Origin of the sequence: Acetatifactor aquisgranensis (assembly GCF_943193215.1) — a bacterium.
Classification (GTDB): domain Bacteria; phylum Bacillota; class Clostridia; order Lachnospirales; family Lachnospiraceae; genus Acetatifactor; species Acetatifactor aquisgranensis.
Genome location: NZ_CALPDH010000002.1, coordinates 127,103 through 144,269, shown reverse-complemented (window position 1 = coordinate 144,269; position 17,167 = coordinate 127,103). Strand labels below are relative to the sequence as shown.

The following is a 17,167-nucleotide window of genomic DNA, read 5'->3' as shown; positions in this document are numbered from 1 at the left end:
ACTTCTGCCTCTGCAGAATCTGCCCTGGCAGAAATCAGCGCTTTTTGTATTTGTAGGATAGTATTGCCATATTCTGGCGGACTATTCAGACGATTCTGCCATTTTTCATATCTACTCACAAGCAATGAAAATTTCCCCGATGTCTCCGGAATCCTTCGCTCATGATACGGATTCCAATGAAGAGGAGCATTCATGACAAGCTTTGGCGATCGTCAGTATAAATCCTGGGAATCCGCTTTCCCAGATTGCAGAGGATCTCATAGTGGAACCGTCCGGACAGCTCTCCCATCTGCCATGCATCGATCTGCCTGTCGCCGTCACGGCCCAGGAGAACCACTCTGTCCCCCTCCGCCGCCTCCGGGATATCCGATACGTCCACCATGAACTGATCCATACAGATTCTACCCAAAATCGGCGCCTCTTTCCCCCGTATCAGACAGAATCCCCTGCCGGACAGGCCCCTGGGGTATCCGTCCCCATAGCCCACCGGAATCGTGGCCACACGCATCCGCCTTGTTGCGTTAAAGGTGCCCCCATAGCCGACGCTCTCCCCCTCTTCCACTGTCTTCACATAGACGATATGGCTGTAAAGGGAAAGAGCCGGGCGCAGCCTCACCGTGTCCCGCCTCATCTCGTCCGAAGGGTACAGCCCGTACATGGCGATTCCGGCCCGCACCATGTCCATCCGGGCCTGAGGCATCTCCAGGGCGGCCGCACTGTTGGCGCAGTGCTTCACCGGGATATCAAAAGAAAGCTCCCCCTTTATCATATGGAGAAACTCCTGAAAAGTTTCCAGCTGCCTTACCGCATTTGTCTTGTCCGCTTCGTCCGCCTTTGCAAAATGGGTGAAAATCCCTTCTATTTCGATTCCCTCCTCGTCCATGAGCCTCCTTATAAAGGAGATTCCATCCGCATCCGGACGGATGCCTATCCGATTCATGCCCGTCTCTACCTTGACATGGACTTTTACTGTTTTTCCAAGCTTTCGGGCAGTCCTCCCCAGCTCCTCTACAGTATCCGCGCGGAATACCGCCGGACGGATTTCCTCCTTTACCAGCATCTCATAAGAATAAGGGAAAGTATAACCCAGTACAAGAATAGGTTTTCGTATCCCGCCCTGCCGCAAAGCCAGCGCCTCTTCAGCCGTGGCCACCGCGAATCCGGTCAGGAAAGACAGCGGCTCCAGCTTTTTTGCCACAGGTACGCTGCCATGCCCATATGCGTCAGCCTTGACCACAGCCAGCACTTTCGTCTCCGGGGCCAGTCGCTCTTTCACGCCCCAAAGATTCGCCTCTATTACATCCAGATTCACCTCTGCCCACACCCTCTGGCAGCAGGCAGGCGTTCTCTCATAATCCATTCTGAACCCCCCATATCCGACAGGCGCTCATTTCCGTATCTCTGACGATATCTTCCCCGGGAGGGTTCGGTCGAACAGACGGACGCCCGCAGACGACTGCCGCAGCCTCCGCAATGTCTCCCGCGGTGCAGGCATAGGGGCCAATCTTCGCCGCCACATAATCCCCTGCCCTGCCGTGGACATAGGCTCCCACGGCTGCCGCCTCAAACCCCTCCATTCCCTGCGCCAGAAGAGCCGCCACGATTCCGGTCAGCACATCGCCGCTCCCCGCCGTGGCCATGCCGTCGTTTCCGCTCAGGTTCACGCAAGTTTCCCGTTCCTGCCCGCAGATGAAAGTCCGCGCGTCCTTTGCCGCCACCACGGCGCCCAGGCCTGCCGCCAACGCGCCGCCTGCGGCAGGCAGGTCTGCCTTGCAGTCGGCGACAGAACATCCCAGGAGCCTTGCCATCTCCCCCACATGGGGCGTCAGCAGAATGGTGCGGCCCGCTTTGCCCTGGCTTGCCAGTCGTTCAAATAATTCCGGCTGTTCCGAGAGCAGGTTCAGGCCGTCCGCGTCCACCAGCAGAGGTTTCCCGCCCTCCCGGATAACCTGTTCCAGACAGGCAAGCGCCTCCCTGTTCTTACCAAGCCCCGGGCCGATGGCTATCACATCCGCCCACGCCATACCCGCCTCCAGATCCCCACAGGTTCCCAGAAGCGCCTCGGGCACAGCCTGCTGCAAGATAATCCTGTTCTCCGGCGGCGTGATGACCTTTACCATCCCCGCTCCTGTCCGGTAGGCAGCCTTTGCCGCCAGCACTGCGGCGCCTGCCATGTTCACGCTTCCCGCAACCAGCAGAACCTTTCCGAAAGTGCCCTTATTCCCGCCGCCGTCCCGCTCTGGCAAAAGTGCGGAAATGTCCTCGTCATAGGCGAACATCCCGGGCTTCCCGCCATAAAAGCTCCTGGACGAAATACCGATGTCGGCAATCCTCACTTCCCCGGCATATCCGCACCCCGGATACAGCACCAGTCCCCGCTTGCAGAAGCCAAACGTCACCGTGGCGTCCGCCTCCACGGCACGGCCCAGAATCCTGCCCGTGTCCGTATCTATGCCGCTGGGCATGTCGAGCGCGAGCCTCCAGCCCTCAAGATTCCGGAAGACATCCACAGCCTCCCCATATATGCCCTCCACCGCTCTGGACAGCCCTACGCCGAACAGGGCGTCCACCAGCACCGCGTATTCCTGCCGCTTCGGCCTGTCTGTACATTCCACAGGATAATTCCTCAGAATCTCTCTCTGCTGTATCCACCGGGCGGAAGCTTTTGCCTCATCTCCCACCAGCCAGACCTCCACCTGATAGTCCTTTTCGCTCAAAAGCCTCGCCACGGCCAGTCCGTCGCCGCCGTTATTGCCCATTCCGGCCATGACCAGCACATGCCGCCTGCCGCTCCGCCCCGCGCAGCGCTCCTCTATCATCTCCGCTGCCGCCAGGGCCGCCCGCTCCATCAGGACGCATGCAGGTATCCCTGTCTTCTCTATCGTATTACTGTCGTATTCTCTCATCTCAGACGCCGACACCAGATATTTCATACAGCACCTCCTGTTCCGCCTCAAAATCCCGTTTGTACAACAAAACAGACTGTTGCCGCCACAGTCCCGCAATCAGTCCGTTTCAATCCCAAAATCCCTTTTCTCTTCTGTGCTCACATATCCTGTCCGTCCAAATCATGGTGCATGTCAAAGATATCCACTACCTCAGCCCCGAACACATCATGCATATAACTGTAGATAGCATGATTATGCCGCTCCATCTCCTGTTTCCTGACCAGTCTCTTCTTCAGTTCTACGCGGATTTCCGATATCCATTCTTCGGTCTGTTGGATACTTTCGGTATTCACCGCCATGATATCATAGCACCAATCCATGGTAGCAAGCATCAGCTGGAAATTCACCCTTTCGATTTCCCTGGGCAGCTCCAAAAGTTCATCCTGACAGTTCTCCAGCTTTTCATTGCATTCCTCCACAAGGCGCTTGTTCTGCTCCGTCTTCTGGGCATTCTCCGAGTCATCGCGCTGCTCATCATCCCCCATCATGGAAACGATCTCTCCCATCAGGCGTTTCTTCAGCCGTTTGATTTCCTTTACCTCGTTATTCAGCTTGCCCTGCTGCTTCAAAAGGGCATTCAGCTCTCCCTCCAGCCGGGCTACACCTTCCCTGGCCTCCCCATTCAAAAGCTGATACCACTTATTGTCCAGAGTCAGAACGGGTATATGCTTCCCTTTCAATGCCTGTTCAAAAAGCTCCCTTCTGTGCTCATCCTCCTCATGCTTCATATTCTTCCATGCACCTCCTGGGTTCTAATCCCTCTTTTGTTCTCCCAAATGCCTATCTTCCATTTGGTACCTGCTGATATTATATGACAATTTCATAAGGCTGTCGGACAGATGGACATTCTCCACCTGAATCCCCTCCGGCACATTCAGATCCACATGGGCGAAATTCCAGATAGCCCGGATTCCGGTCTTCACCAGCCTCTCCGCCACAGGCACTGCGCTGGCTTTCGGAATGGCCAGCACCGCGATATCGATGTCATTCTCCTGGATGAACCGCTCCAGCTCCTCCATAGGCATGACCCCGATGCCACGGACCTGGCTGCCCACCAGTTCAGGATTCGAATCGAACATGCCGCGGAAAATGAATCCCCGCCTCTCGAAATTGGTATAATTTCCCAACGCCCGTCCCAGATTTCCCGCACCGATTATGACGAACTTATGCCGTCTGTCCAGCCCCAGGATTTTGCCGATTTCATCGTAGAGATACTCCACATTGTAGCCATAGCCCTGCTGGCCAAACCCTCCGAAATTATTGAAATCCTGCCGGATCTGGGAAGCGGTCACCTTCATCAGCGCGCTTAAATCCTGAGATGATATCCTCTCCACGCCCTCATCCTTCAGTTCTCCCAGATAACGGAAATATCTGGGCAGACGTCCGATGACAGCCTGTGAAATTTCCTTTTCGTCCAAGTTCCTTACCTCCAGCCTTGTACAGCAAACAGCTCTCCGGTTTCGTCCTGCTCCACCATGTGCACAGGACGCACATGGCATTTATGGCCATCCGGCCGCTTCATGCCCTGAATAAGGTCATGATACCATGTGCGCAGGGCGCACATGGCATTTATGGCCATCCGGCCGCTTCATGCCCTGAATAAGGTCATGATACCATGTGCACAGGGCGCACATGGCATTTATGGCCATCCGGCCGTTTCATGCCCTGAATAAGGTCACGGTACCATATCCGCATATTTGATGCGGTAAATCCGTCTCAGGGAATCATTGATGCGTTCCTCATCGATATTCCCATTCCGAACGGCTTCCAGTACACCCTGATACGCTTTATCGTAATCCTCCGGCATCAGAAGCATGTCGCAGCCTGCCAGAACCGCCATGATAGATGCCTCGTCCGCAGCGTAATACTCTGAGATGGCAGACATGTCCAGCGCATCCGTAATGACGACTCCCTGAAAGCCCATCTGCTCCCTCAGGATATCCGTCACGAGAACCTTGGAAAAGATGCCGGGGCTGTTGTCGCCTGTCAGCGCCGGTGCCGCCATATGGCCCACCATCACCATATCCGCCCCTGCGTCAATCCCTGCCTGGAACACCGCCAGTTCTTCCGCCCAGAACTGCTCCTCTGTCCTGTCCGTAGATGCCATTCCATCGTGGGGGTCCTGGATGGCACTGCCCATTCCCGGGAAATGCTTCAGACAGGCGGACACATTCTGCTCCTGCAGCCCGCGCACCATGGATGTCACGAAACTGGACACCACGGACACATCCGAGCCATAGCAGCGCCCCTCCATGATACTGCCCTCCACATTCGCCAGATCTGCCACCGGCGCGAAATCCACATTAAAGCCCAGACCCGACAGAGAAGTCCCGATAGTCACTCCCGTCTGATAGGCATTTTCCGGATCCCCGGTAGCTCCGATATTCTCTGCGCTGTCTATTTGGGGCCCGATGGAAGAGCCTATCCGGGAAACAACTCCTCCCTCTTCATCCACGGCTATAAAAAGAGGATATCTGGCATACTGTGCCGTATTGGACAGCATCTCCCTGAGCTGTTCTTCCGATTGTATATTCTCACTGAAATAGACAAGCCCTCCTACAGCATGTTCCTCCAGCGCCTGTCTGGTGCCGTCCCCGGCCTGTATCACAGTGCCGACCCCGGTAATCGCCTCCGGCTTCACTACGAACAGACCCGCCACCTTATCTTCCAGCGTCATCTCCGAAATCCGTTCATCCACATATGTATCGAGCCTTTCTTCCCAGGTGGGCTCCACCACCTCCGGCGTCGGCTCCGGTGTGGATTCCGGAATCGGCTCTATGGCGGGGATACTATCCTCTGTGGCCAGCATCTCATCAATCAATGCCTGGTTGCTCTGTTCCTTTTCTTCAGCAGCTTTCCTGTTCTTCATCAGGGCAAAAACGCCGTACCCGATTCCTGTGCCCAGCGCCAGAATCAATATCAGGAACACGGCATATACCATAATCTGGTTCCTGAGCCTCCTTTTTCTCCTTGCTTCCCGTCTCTCCTGCTGATCTTTATTATCCATTTGTGCGTCCTCTCACGATTTGTGCGCCCTACCACGATTTGTGCGCCCTACCACAAATTTGTATCCTCATGCAAAATAACATATTTTAGCGACTGTGCGTATATATTAGGAAAGGAAATGAACTTTCGTCCATTTCCTTCGCTTTCTCCCACTTCATCCTCTGTATTTCGTTTCTTTCGCACATAAAAAGCTTTCCGCATTTTAATTCTTCTGTACATCAATGGAAGGATAACATATTCATTATATTGTTTCCGTCTCCATCTGTCAACACATTGTACGAATTTTCCAAATTTTTCTACAAAACTTATAAAACTCACAAATTGGTCAACACGAAAATATCATAAATTGCCTTGATTGCCGCCTCGAAATCATCATTGGTCACGCCGATGATGATATTCAATTCGGAAGAACCCTGGTCAATCATCTTCACATTGACATTGACATGGGAAAGCGCGGAGAAAATCCGCCCTGCGGTTCCCCTTGTGGCTTTCATGCCCCGGCCTACTACCGCAATCAGCGCCAGATCCGACTCTATCTCGATGGAATCCGGTTTCGCCAGACGGTAAAGGCTGGCCACCACTTTCTGCTCCTTGTGCATGAACTCATCCTGATGCACAAAGACCGTCATAGTATCGATGCCGGATGGCACATGCTCAAAGGAAATGTCGCTCTCCTCAAAAGCCTGCAGCACCTTTCTGCCAAAGCCCACCTCGGAATTCATCTTGTCTTTCTCAATATTGATGCAGCAGAAGCCCTTTTTCCCGGCGATGCCGGTGATGACATATTTCGACTTCTGACAGGTGCTCCCCACGATCCATGTGCCGTTGTCGTCAGGGGAATTGGTGTTGCGGATATTGATGGGGATATTCTCCTGCCGCACGGGGAAGATGGATTCCTCATGCAGGACGCCGGCTCCCATATAGGAAAGCTCCCTCAGCTCCCTGTATGTAATCACATCGATTCCCTTGGGATTTTCGATGATTCTCGGATCCGCCACAAGGAAACCCGATACGTCCGTCCAGTTCTCGTACACATCCGCCTGGACAGCCTTGGCCACGATAGAGCCGGTGATATCCGATCCCCCCCTGGAGAAAGTCTTGATCTCCCCGCTCGGCTTCGCGCCATAGAAACCGGGGATGACCGCATATTTGCTGACCGCGAGCCTCTCCGCCAGCGTGCCGTTGGTCTTCTCCGCATTGAAAACGCCGTCCTCGTCGAACCGGATGACCTCAGCCGCGTCCACGAACTCAAACTCCAGATAGGCCGCCATGATGATGCTGTTCAGATACTCGCCGCGGGATGCCGCATAATCCCGGCCCGCCTTTGCCTTGAAATTCTTCTCAATGGTCTCAAACTCTCCGTCCAGACTAAGGGAAAGCCCCAGTCCGTCGATAATCTCCTGGTACCTCGCCCTGATGGCCGACAGCTCCTCCCTGAAATCTCTGCCGGCCTCCGCCGTATCATAGCAGGCGTACAGCATATCCGTCACTTTGCTGTCCTTGTCGAAACGCTTCCCCGGCGCGGAGGGCACCACATATCTCCTGTCCCCATCGCTGCGGATAATGTCCCCCACTTTCCGAAACTGCTCGGCGCTTGCCAGAGAGCTCCCGCCAAATTTCACTACCTTAGACATTCTTCCCACTCCTCACTGCCCCTATTATTGTATGGATTCTGTCTTACGCGACACGTATCCTGTTCAGGATTGCATCTCCAAGCGCCGCGCACTTTGCGTCGAATTCTTTCTCTTTCATCGCCGGGACAAAAAGGCCTGAGTCCTCTCCGCCCCCTGCCTCCACAAGACTGCTCCCCGCAAAAGCCGCCTGCACGTCTGCCAGTGCCGAAGCCTTTATCCTCACGAAAAACCGTCTTTCTGTCTCTGTCACATCGGCAAGCTCTGCTTCCTCCTCAGACCAGCCCCGCATCACGGTCCTGCCCGGATGCATCGCACAGTCCATCACATCCGCCGCCACCGCACTGGCCGTGGGAAGCTTGCCTGCCCCCTGTCCGCCGAACATGGCATCGCCCAGCATAGTGCAGGTGACCAGTACACCGTTGAACACATCGTCCACTCTTCCCAAAGCATGGTCCGCAGGCAGCATGAAAGGAGCCACCAGCGCCTGTACGCTTCCGTCCTCAGAGACGCTGCATCTGGCCAGCAGCTTAATCGTCATGCCCGCCGATTTCGCATAGGCGAAATCGGCACTGGTGATTTTTGTGATGCCCTCTGTAGTGACTTTATCAGGATTTACATTCTTTCCGGTCAGCATATCCGCCAATATCGCAATCTTTCTGCCCGCGTCAAGCCCCTCCACGTCAGCCTCGGGATTGCGCTCCGCATAACCCAGCTCCTGGGCCTGCTTCAAGACGTCCGCGTAATCCGCTCCCTCTTTTTCCATCTTGGTCAGGATATAGTTGGTAGTGCCGTTCAGGATGCCTGTGACAGCCTCCACTCTGTCCGCGGACAGCGCGCTGCCTATGGCGCGGATGATGGGAATGCCTCCCGCCACGCTCGCCTCGAACATATAGTTGCAATGCATCCTCTCCGCAATTGCAAAAAGCTCGGCCCCATGCTTCGCAACCAGTTCCTTGTTGGAGGTGCACACGCTCTTTCCCGCCTCCAGCGCCTGCTTCGTGAACTGATAAGCGGCTCCGACGCCTCCCATGACCTCGCACAGGATGCTTATCTCCGGGTCATTCAAAATCGTGCTGTAATCATGTACTATCTTGTCCTCATAGGTATCTCCCGGGAAATCCCTGAGATCCAAAATATACTTGACGGCGATTTTCTCTCTGAGCCGCTCACTGAGCAGACTGTTGTGGCGCTCAATGACCTCCACGACGCCGCTGCCTACGGTTCCGTATCCCAGCACTGCTATTTTTATCATCGTTCTTCTCCTCTTCCAGCCCTCTCCCTCAGAAGAAAGCCTTCGCCCGAAAGCTTAATCCAAAGGATATTTATCCGTCAAAGTCTGCACGATTTCCCGTGCAGCCGGAATCTGCTCCTCGCCGCCCTTTACCACCAGTGCGATGGCCTCCGCTATCCTGTCCATGTCCGAACCGTTCATTCCTCTGGAGGTGACAGCCGGTGTGCCCAGACGCACGCCGCTGGTCACGAAAGGAGACTGGGGATCGCCCGGGATGGTATTCTTGTTGCAGGTAATATGGGCCCTGTCCAGAAGCTTCTCCACTGCCTTGCCGGTGAGGCCGAAGTTCGTCAGATCCACCAGCATCAGATGATTATCCGTACCGCCGGATACGATTTTAATCCCTCTCTCTGTCAGACCCTTGCAGAGAGCCTGGGCATTGTCGATGATATTCTTCTGATAAGTCTTGAATTCATCGCTGAGCGCCTCTTTGAAGCAGACCGCCTTTGCAGCGATGACATGCATCAACGGCCCTCCCTGGATACCGGGGAAGATGGCCTTGTTGAAATTATATTTCTCATTCACGGCATTGCTGGACAGAATCATACCGCCTCTGGGACCGCGCAGAGTCTTATGGGTAGTGGTGGTAGTCACATCGGCATAGGGGATGGGGCTGGGATGAAGCCCTGCCGCCACAAGGCCCGCGATATGCGCCATATCCACCATGAGGAACGCTCCCACCTCGTCCGCAACCTCACGGAATTTCCGGAAATCGATGGTGCGCGCATAAGCGGACGCCCCGGCGATGATCATCTTGGGTTTCGCCTCCACCGCAATCTCGCGCAATCTATCATAATCAATGAAACCATTGTCGTCCACACCATAAGGGACAATGTTGAAATATTTCCCTGACATATTCACCGGACTTCCATGGGTCAGATGCCCGCCGTGATCTAAGTTCATGCCCATGATGGTATCTCCGGGCCTGCAGACCGCGAACTGCACTGCCATATTGGCCTGTGCGCCGGAATGGGGCTGCACATTGGCGTACTCGCAGCCGAACAGTTCCTTTGCGCGCTCGATGGCAAGCCTCTCCACCACATCCACGCACTCACACCCGCCGTAGTATCTCTTTCCGGGGTATCCTTCCGCATATTTATTGGTCAAAGGGCTTCCCATGGCCGCCATGACAGCCTTGCTCACCCAGTTCTCAGAAGCAATCAGTTCAATATGGCTGTTCTGTCTGGCCTGCTCATCTACTATGGCCTGAGCGATTTCAGAATCTACAGCTCTCACTTCATCTAATGAATACATTCTCAATCCTCCTCTTCCTCACATTGACATACAGCCCGATTATATCATAGAATATATGGTTTGCAAACAAAAATTTACAAAACGGGTTTACGAAAAAGCCCCTTACTGATAAAATGGAACTTGGAGACTTACAAAAGCATTGCGAAAGATGAGGATTCAGCATGTATCATGTCATCATAAATCCCGCGTCCCGCTCCGGGAAAGGGCTTCGGATATGGAAGGAACAGATAGAACCGGCACTGCGGGAAAAGCATGTTTCCTACTGTCCTCATTTCTCTGAAAAAGCCGGGGACACTGTCTCCATTACGGCAGATCTGCTCCGTCGGGAACAGGGGGATGTCTCTTTGATAATCCTGGGCGGCGACGGAACCGTAAACGAAGCCCTGCAGGGGATGGACGATCCCAGGCGGGTAATTCTCGGCTATATTCCCACCGGCTCCAGCAACGATCTGGCCAGGGATCTGAAGATACCAAAAGACCCCCTGGAGGCCCTGGATTTAATCCTGCGCTTTGAGAGGATACGCCCCATGGATCTGGGCGTCCTCTCCTATGGTGACGGGGAAAAACGCCTCTTTGCCGTCAGCTGCGGGATCGGCTTTGACGCCGCCGTCTGTGAGGAGGCCATGCATTCCAGGATAAAGGACACCATGAATAAGCTGGGGCTGGGTAAGCTCACCTATCTGGGCGTGGCGCTGCGGCAGCTTTTCGCCTCCAAAGCCGTCTCGGGAAAGCTTACTTTAGAGGACGGAAATCCCGTGGATATCGGAAATATGCTTTTTATCGCCTGTATGCTCCATCGGTTCGAGGGAGGCGGCTTCATGTTCGCCCCGGATGCGTCGGACAGTGACGGACTATTGAATCTGTGCGCGGTGGGCAATCTGCCAAAGCTTTTGATTCTGTTCGCGCTGCCTACTGCCTTTTACGGAAAGCATTATATGTTCAGGGGCATCATTCCCTATCAGTCCGGCAATCTTACGATTGAGACTTCCCTGCCGCTCTGGGTGCATACAGACGGCGAGGTCACCCGCAAGAGCAATCATATCAGCGTTTCCTGTGAGAAAGAGGCCATACGGATTATATGTTCACAGAATCCTTAAGGATTTCTAAATAATACTTAAAAACCAAAAAAGACCATTGATTTTTAATTTTTCCAAGCTATACTAGTGTGAAGAGAATTGTATGACACTGAGAATATGGAAAGAAAGGTTTGGTCTTGTAAAAATGGAAAGAATAAAGAGCCTGTACCTGAAATACAGGCACGGTATCCCGCTTGCGCTCTACATGATTGTCTATCTCACATGGTTCGCATGGCTGGAGGACCGCAACAAAAGAAACTATGAAGTCATTCATGTGGGCCTGGACGACTACATCCCGTTCTGTGAAGTGTTCATCGTCCCATATCTTTTATGGTTCGGCTATGTGGCAGCCGTGGTGGTTTTTCTTTTCTTCAAGAATAAGCAGGATTACTACCATTCATGCGCCTTTTTGTTCACAGGCATGACGCTCTTCCTGATTATATCCACGCTGTGGCCCAACGGCCATCATCTGAGGCTTGCCGAAATGCCTCGGGACAATATCTTCACTCAGGCAGTTTCCGCATTGTGGAAGATAGACACTCCTACGAACATATGGCCCAGCATCCATGTGTACAATTCCATGGGCGCACATTTTGCCGTCATGCGCAGCGCTGAGCTGAAAGGGAAAAAGGGAATTCGGATTGCCTCCGGCATCCTGGCCTTTTCCATCATCTTGTCCACTGTGTTCCTCAAACAGCATTCTTGCTTTGACGTGGCTACCGGCCTTGGGCTGGGCGCCGTCATGTATATGCTGGTATACAGAAGAGATGCAGTATTCGCGGCAAGGGCAGAGCGCAAGATGAAGAAGCGGATGTCCATGTAGGTGCAAAACCGATTATCCGTAACAATCCGACAATAAGCAAAAACTCCTGCGGCCATGACGGCTTCAGGAGTTTTCCATATCTGTCGAATATCAGTTGAACTTAAAGATTTTCTGGCAAATCTTATACCCGCCCACGGAAATCTTCCGCCCTCCCCTGCCCGGCAGGTTCATGGCGTAGCCCAACAGGCCGTTGCGCATCCGAAAGAACAGTTTCCGATCCTTTGACTTCATATATCTCCAGAGTTCTTTCTTCTTCTCCAGCCCCTCCTCCGTGCCGGAGCGAATCAAAAGGACCGAAGACACAGTCGTAATAATCTCCAGATAATTGAACATATACTGACAGAGGCGCTTGTTCTTCATGATTTCCTGTTTGTTGTCCACAAAATAGTCAATCATGATTTTATTCACTTTCAGCTGCTGGTCTATCCGGGATATCATGATTTCCTCATTCACGGACTGATCCTCCCGGCCGATATAGTACCGATACAGGTTCACGTCCAGATAATAGATGTTCTTCACATAGGGCAAGGGCTCGAACACATAGAGATTGTCCACATAAAAAGTGTGCTCCGGCAGCTGCAGGCAGCATTCTCTCAAAAGCTTAGTGCGGAAAATCACTGAGTGCATCAGGATATAATGGCCTTTTTTGAAATGGTGGCAGTCCTCCCAGGACACCATCTGTCCCTCCGGGAGAATGTGGCGGTAGCGCATTACTTTCTTGCGCTTCTCCCCCTCTTTCTCATAAACGAAATTGCATACCAGCATATCCAGGGAAGAAGCCCCCCCTGCCATCTCCCGCAAGGTATCCAGCACTTGCAGATAGGCCTCCTTTTTCACCCAGTCGTCGCTGTCCACCACCTTGAAATACAGGCCTGTGGCATTTCGGATTCCCGTATTTACAGCAGCGCCGTGCCCGCCGTTCTCCTGATGGACTGCTTTCACAATATTCGGAAATCTGCTCTGGTACTCGTCCGCGATTTCCGCAGTCCTGTCTTTCAGCGAACCGTCATCCACAATGATGATCTCCACGTCCTCCCCGCCCACCAACAGAGAATCCACGCATTTCCTCATATAGTTTTCAGAATTATAGCAGGGAATTGCTACGGATAATAGTTTCACAGTTCTTAATCCTCCTTATGAATGCTCCTCTTCGTTACGAATGCCTTTCGTCATTATGAAAGCCCATTCATTAGTACCTATTCTTGCCCAGTTTGACGCTTAAATATTTCGTATACGCGCCAAAAGCTGAGGGAATCGGAAACCTGTCTTCGGTCTGCCAGGGCTCGATATAAATCCAGTCTCTGAAAGAGTTCTTGAGCTTTCCCGGTTCCGGCCCGTCTACACTGACCATGTAGCCTTTCATATGCCATTCTTTGTGAGTGAAAATGTGCTTCGCGTCCTCCAGGGACTGTATGCTCAGAGCCTCCAGTCCGTTGTCCGCCAGATAAGCCGCCACTTCCTCCGCGGTACAGAATCCCTCCATAGAAGGAAATTCATACATGCCGGCCAGCAATCCTCTGCCCGGCCTTTTCCGGATGGCTGTCTTATCTTCCTTTTGGACTATCAGGATAGTCTTTTCTTCTATCTTTCTTGCCTTTTTGGCCTGTTTCCTGGGATACTCCTGCTCCGTGCCGGCTTTGTGGCTTTCGCACATCCCTGCCAGGGGACAATCTCCGCACAGAGGCGCGCCATTTGGAATGCAGACGCAGGCACCGATTTCCATCATAGCCTGATTGAAGTCGCCGGGGCGGTCTTTTGGCATGATTTCCTTTAAATCCTGCTCCACCGAAGCCTTCACCTTTGAATCGTCAATATACCGGCCGTCCTGTCCAAGCCTCGCCACCACCCGCAGCACATTGCCGTCCACCGCCGGTACCGGGCGCTGGAACGCGATGGATGCAATGGCTCCCGCCGTGTAGCTGCCGATTCCGCTTAAAGTGAGCAGCGCCTCTACGGTATCCGGCATATGTCCGCCATAGAGCTTCTGTATCTGGATAGCGGCCTTTTGCAGGTTTCGGACCCTGTTGTAATAGCCCAGGCCCTCCCACAGCTTTAAAAGAGTCTCCTCCTCCGCTTCCGCAAGGGCTTTGACATCCGGCAGCGCCTTCATGAATCGCTCAAAATAAGGCTTCACGGCCTCCACCCTGGTCTGCTGCAGCATGATTTCCGATACCCACACGCGGTAAGGCGTGGGCATCTCCCTCCAGGGCAGAATACGTCTGTTCTTATCATACCATTTTAATAAAGGAATGCATATATTTTCAAGCTTATACTTTCCTAAGTTTTTTCTTAAGGTTTCATTAATGCCCCGGGCCGTCTCACTGCCCAGGGCCTCCTTAGAGGCCCTGGTATCCGCATGTGAAATCGCGATTGGAACAGGACGGTTCACCGTCATGGAATCCGGCTTTACCAGACAGTCATAGGCCAGGATTTCCACTCCCGCCCGGGCCGCCCTGCACAGGGCATCCGCGAATTCGGGATGGGTATCCCGGTTCGGGGTAAAATGCAGGACATTTTCCATCTGGATGACAAACAGCACAAAAACGCGGTAACCCTCCTGCTTCGCAGCAATCAGCTCCTCCACATGCTTTACCGCTCTCTCGGAGGGAGCGTCCGGAAAACGGACCACGCCCTCTTCTTCCAATGTGACGCCCTTGACTTCCATAAACATCCGCTCCCCGCCTGCCTCCAGGTAAAAGTCGAAGCGGGAATTTCCGTACCGGGCCTCCGGCTTCACAAGCGTCACATCCGGTGAAAAGCCGCCGCCCCGCAGCCACTCCTCCACCGCCCGGTTGGGCGCCTGGGAGTCCATGTTCACCAGGCGTTCCCCCTTTTCCACCGCCACCAGGTCATAAGCCGTAGACCGCGAGGGATTGCCGCTTTTCTCCAGATAGACGACAGCGCCCTTTTGCAGCAGTTCACGGCATCTGCCGGTATTCTTCACATGGACGGTCTCCACTCTGTGCCCGGCCTCCCCGTCTTCTACCTCCACCCGGGCGATAAATCTGTTGGGACGTTCCAGAAAACGTCCCTTGACAATATGTTCATATTCCATTTAAAATGCTTCTCCTTATTTCGCTGCCGCAGCTGCTGTCTTCACACCGCATCCGCCGTTCTTTCTGCAGTAGGGCACCCTCGCCGCCGGCACGGCCTGTGCCGCGCTGGCCGTATGTACGGACTGATCGTCGAAAAATATCTGTGCTCCAAAGGCTTTCAGAACATCCCTTTTCTCAATGCCTCCCAGAAAAAAAGCCTCGTCCACCCTCACATTCCAGGCCCGCATGGTACGTATGACCCGCTCGTGGGCCGGGACGCTCCGGGAGGTCACCAGCGCCGTCCTGATAGGGCAGTCCCCGGTCCCCAGTTCCCGCTGGAGATTGGAAAGCTTTTTCAAAAACTGGGCGAAAGGCCCCTCGGCAAGAGGCTCCCTGGCGTGGGTCCTCTCATTCTCCTCAAAGGCGCTTAACCCCTTCTCCTTAAAAATCATTTCCGATTCATCCGTAAATAGCACCGCGTCCCCGTCAAAGGCAATGCGTATCTGACTCCGGCTGACGCCGTCCGCCCGTCCCCATGCCCGCCCGGAAATGACATCCGCCTGTTCCGTGCAGATGATTCCCGCCGCTATGCCGCTGTCTATGGCGCTCTGCACATCATCCTCATAGGCGGACAGGAAGAGATCCGTATGGAAAGCAGCCAGATAGGGCGCCAGCGACGCGCCGCTCACCAGCACGGAGCGCGTTATGTTCAGACCGTAGTGGGCAATCGCGTTAAAGACCCTCAGGGAAGTGTCCGGGCTGTTCCGGGACATGATGATGACCTCCACCAGGTCTTTTTCTCTGTTGTACTCATTCAGCTTCAGCAGGGATTCAATCAGCCCAAATCCCGGTCCCGGCTTCAGGATATCCTGCTCATGCTCCACCTGATAACTGCAGTATGCCTCCAGTCCCTCTTTTTCAAAGATTTCATTTTCTATCGTCAAGTCGAACAGGGCCCTGGAAGAGACCCCTATCACCATTTTCCCATCAAGCTGATATGCCATATGCCGCTCCTTTCATGTGCTGATTCATCCTGTTTCCGCATTTTATACCCGTGGTCACAAAAATACCACACACCCTGGCTCATGGGCACAAAGATTCTGTGGACATAGCGGCAGATTTCATCGCTCATGCATATAAAAGAGGGCCGCAGGCTCACCGCAGCCGGTTGCACTCGTATCTCTCCAATGTAAGCAGGCAGGTCTTCAAGGCCTCGTACCGCTCCTCGATGTCCCCATCGTCTATTTCTATATCACAGGCAATCGCCATGGTGGTAATCATCTCGTCCGTAATCCTGTGATGAAGCCCTGCCAGGATATTCAGACGCTGCTCATAGCTGTCGGCGTCCAGGAACTCCAGCACGAACGGATCCAGCTTCTCTTCCTCATCGGCCGGCTGCACCTTTGTCCCGTCTGCCCCGTCCTCAGGCATCCTCTCCTGAGCCATCATTTGGGCTGTCTCCTGAGCCGTCCCCTGAACCGCTTCCGCGGAGCGTCCTCTGATTCCTGCCGCCGTCTCCGCCGCTGTTCCTGCCTCCGGCTCAGACTCAGGCTTCCGCCTCTCCGCCCCCGGCCCCTGGAGCTCAAAGCGGAATTCCTGCTCCACATCGGGATATTTCTCTCTGTCCACTCTACTCACGAACATGTCCAACGGTCTGGCATAAATCTTGAAATCCCCATAAAGCGCCTGATATATTACCAGCTGCTCGCGGGTCTCGGTATGCTCCGCTACAGCCGTCACCTGATACAGATTTCCTTTAAAATGCTTGTAGATTTCCTGTGGTCTTGGAATAAATGACATTTCGGAAGCTCCTTTCCGGATATGAATTCTGTTCCTATCCCTATAGAAAGTATACCCCTATTTCTTCCAAATGTCATGCGATTCCTGTCATTTATACTGAAAATTCATAAAGCCCGCCATATGAATGCCCTTCTTCATATGAATGCTCTTCTTCATTGCTACCTGGCTCACGAGCGCTGAATCCTGTGGATTCAGCGGCAGACTTCATCACCCGTGGGCACGCCTCTCAAACTCGTCACAGCACAAAAACTGCGGCAGACGATTTAAGCTCTTCTGCCACAGCCCTGTGGTTGTCCCCGC

Annotated in this window: 15 protein-coding genes; 2 read left to right on the top strand and 13 right to left on the bottom strand. The window is 53.6% G+C overall.

Annotated features, from left to right (window positions below):
- Positions 1 to 190: 190 nt before the first annotated feature.
- The 9 genes from alr to glyA all read right to left on the bottom strand — a co-directional run bounded on the left by alr (position 191) and on the right by glyA (position 10,133).
- Positions 191 to 1,360: an alanine racemase gene (gene alr / locus NFS35_RS02350; protein ID WP_251205538.1), complete on the bottom strand. Its 1,170-nt coding sequence runs from the start codon at positions 1,358 to 1,360 to the stop codon at positions 191 to 193.
- On the bottom strand, positions 1,350 to 2,933 hold the full coding sequence (locus NFS35_RS02345) for an NAD(P)H-hydrate dehydratase (RefSeq protein WP_251205537.1): 1,584 nt from the start codon (positions 2,931 to 2,933) through the stop codon (positions 1,350 to 1,352). The genes alr and NFS35_RS02345 overlap by 11 nt, the downstream gene beginning before the upstream one ends.
- A gap of 113 nt (positions 2,934 to 3,046) precedes the next feature.
- Positions 3,047 to 3,676, bottom strand: coding sequence for a hypothetical protein (locus tag NFS35_RS02340; RefSeq protein WP_251205536.1), 630 nt, complete (start codon positions 3,674 to 3,676; stop codon positions 3,047 to 3,049).
- Positions 3,677 to 3,700: 24 nt separating this feature from the next.
- Positions 3,701 to 4,366, bottom strand: a complete 666-nt coding sequence (locus tag NFS35_RS02335) for a redox-sensing transcriptional repressor Rex (protein ID WP_251205535.1) — start codon at positions 4,364 to 4,366, stop codon at positions 3,701 to 3,703.
- A gap of 5 nt (positions 4,367 to 4,371) precedes the next feature.
- Entirely contained in the window at positions 4,372 to 4,527 is a 156-nt protein-coding gene (locus tag NFS35_RS02330; RefSeq protein WP_251205534.1) for a hypothetical protein, read from the bottom strand.
- 96 nt (positions 4,528 to 4,623) lie between these two features.
- Entirely contained in the window at positions 4,624 to 5,955 is a 1,332-nt protein-coding gene (locus NFS35_RS02325) for a glycoside hydrolase family 3 protein (protein ID WP_251205533.1), read from the bottom strand.
- Positions 5,956 to 6,268: 313 nt separating this feature from the next.
- Entirely contained in the window at positions 6,269 to 7,588 is a 1,320-nt protein-coding gene (locus NFS35_RS02320; RefSeq protein WP_251205532.1) for an aspartate kinase, read from the bottom strand.
- Between the two features lie 43 nt (positions 7,589 to 7,631).
- The gene (locus NFS35_RS02315) at positions 7,632 to 8,840 is read right to left on the bottom strand and encodes a homoserine dehydrogenase (RefSeq protein WP_251205531.1); all 1,209 of its coding nucleotides are present in this window, start codon (positions 8,838 to 8,840) and stop codon (positions 7,632 to 7,634) included.
- Positions 8,841 to 8,894: 54 nt separating this feature from the next.
- Positions 8,895 to 10,133, bottom strand: a complete 1,239-nt coding sequence (gene glyA / locus NFS35_RS02310) for a serine hydroxymethyltransferase (protein ID WP_251205530.1) — start codon at positions 10,131 to 10,133, stop codon at positions 8,895 to 8,897.
- A gap of 161 nt (positions 10,134 to 10,294) precedes the next feature.
- On the opposite strand from glyA, the gene NFS35_RS02305 reads away from it, so the two are divergent.
- Together NFS35_RS02305 and NFS35_RS02300 are read left to right on the top strand one after the other, a co-directional pair.
- The gene (locus NFS35_RS02305) at positions 10,295 to 11,230 is read left to right on the top strand and encodes a diacylglycerol/lipid kinase family protein (protein ID WP_251205529.1); all 936 of its coding nucleotides are present in this window, start codon (positions 10,295 to 10,297) and stop codon (positions 11,228 to 11,230) included.
- 82 nt (positions 11,231 to 11,312) lie between these two features.
- Entirely contained in the window at positions 11,313 to 12,032 is a 720-nt protein-coding gene (locus NFS35_RS02300) for a phosphatase PAP2 family protein (protein WP_251205528.1), read from the top strand.
- A 90-nt stretch (positions 12,033 to 12,122) separates the two neighbouring features.
- Here NFS35_RS02300 and NFS35_RS02295 read toward each other — a convergent pair whose 3' ends face one another.
- The 4 genes from NFS35_RS02295 to NFS35_RS02280 form a co-directional block, all read right to left on the bottom strand.
- Positions 12,123 to 13,151, bottom strand: coding sequence for a glycosyltransferase family 2 protein (locus tag NFS35_RS02295; protein WP_251205527.1), 1,029 nt, complete (start codon positions 13,149 to 13,151; stop codon positions 12,123 to 12,125).
- Positions 13,152 to 13,221: 70 nt separating this feature from the next.
- The gene (mutY, locus tag NFS35_RS02290; protein ID WP_251205526.1) at positions 13,222 to 15,087 is read right to left on the bottom strand and encodes an A/G-specific adenine glycosylase; all 1,866 of its coding nucleotides are present in this window, start codon (positions 15,085 to 15,087) and stop codon (positions 13,222 to 13,224) included.
- A gap of 15 nt (positions 15,088 to 15,102) precedes the next feature.
- Positions 15,103 to 16,071 (bottom strand): 5'-nucleotidase, encoded by a 969-nt coding sequence (locus NFS35_RS02285; protein ID WP_251205525.1) that lies wholly within the window; start codon positions 16,069 to 16,071, stop codon positions 15,103 to 15,105.
- Between the two features lie 151 nt (positions 16,072 to 16,222).
- Entirely contained in the window at positions 16,223 to 16,867 is a 645-nt protein-coding gene (locus tag NFS35_RS02280; protein WP_251205524.1) for a DUF1653 domain-containing protein, read from the bottom strand.
- Between the last annotated feature and the right edge of the window lie 300 nt (positions 16,868 to 17,167).

Excerpts from the sequence above, each read along its gene's own strand:
- NFS35_RS02280 (WP_251205524.1), bottom strand. The coding sequence starts at position 16,867 with ATGTCATTTATTCCAAGACCACAGGAAATCTACAAGCATTTTAAAGGA.
- NFS35_RS02340 (WP_251205536.1), bottom strand. The coding sequence starts at position 3,676 with ATGAAGCATGAGGAGGATGAGCACAGAAGGGAGCTTTTTGAACAGGCA.
- NFS35_RS02285 (WP_251205525.1), bottom strand. The coding sequence starts at position 16,071 with ATGGCATATCAGCTTGATGGGAAAATGGTGATAGGGGTCTCTTCCAGG.
- NFS35_RS02330 (WP_251205534.1), bottom strand. The coding sequence starts at position 4,527 with ATGGCCATAAATGCCATGTGCGCCCTGCGCACATGGTATCATGACCTT.
- NFS35_RS02325 (WP_251205533.1), bottom strand. The coding sequence starts at position 5,955 with ATGGATAATAAAGATCAGCAGGAGAGACGGGAAGCAAGGAGAAAAAGG.
- NFS35_RS02315 (WP_251205531.1), bottom strand. The coding sequence starts at position 8,840 with ATGATAAAAATAGCAGTGCTGGGATACGGAACCGTAGGCAGCGGCGTC.
- alr (WP_251205538.1), bottom strand. The coding sequence starts at position 1,360 with ATGGATTATGAGAGAACGCCTGCCTGCTGCCAGAGGGTGTGGGCAGAG.
- NFS35_RS02320 (WP_251205532.1), bottom strand. The coding sequence starts at position 7,588 with ATGTCTAAGGTAGTGAAATTTGGCGGGAGCTCTCTGGCAAGCGCCGAG.
- glyA (WP_251205530.1), bottom strand. The coding sequence starts at position 10,133 with ATGTATTCATTAGATGAAGTGAGAGCTGTAGATTCTGAAATCGCTCAG.
- NFS35_RS02345 (WP_251205537.1), bottom strand. The coding sequence starts at position 2,933 with ATGAAATATCTGGTGTCGGCGTCTGAGATGAGAGAATACGACAGTAAT.
- NFS35_RS02305 (WP_251205529.1), top strand. The coding sequence starts at position 10,295 with ATGTATCATGTCATCATAAATCCCGCGTCCCGCTCCGGGAAAGGGCTT.
- mutY (WP_251205526.1), bottom strand. The coding sequence starts at position 15,087 with ATGGAATATGAACATATTGTCAAGGGACGTTTTCTGGAACGTCCCAAC.
- NFS35_RS02300 (WP_251205528.1), top strand. The coding sequence starts at position 11,313 with ATGACACTGAGAATATGGAAAGAAAGGTTTGGTCTTGTAAAAATGGAA.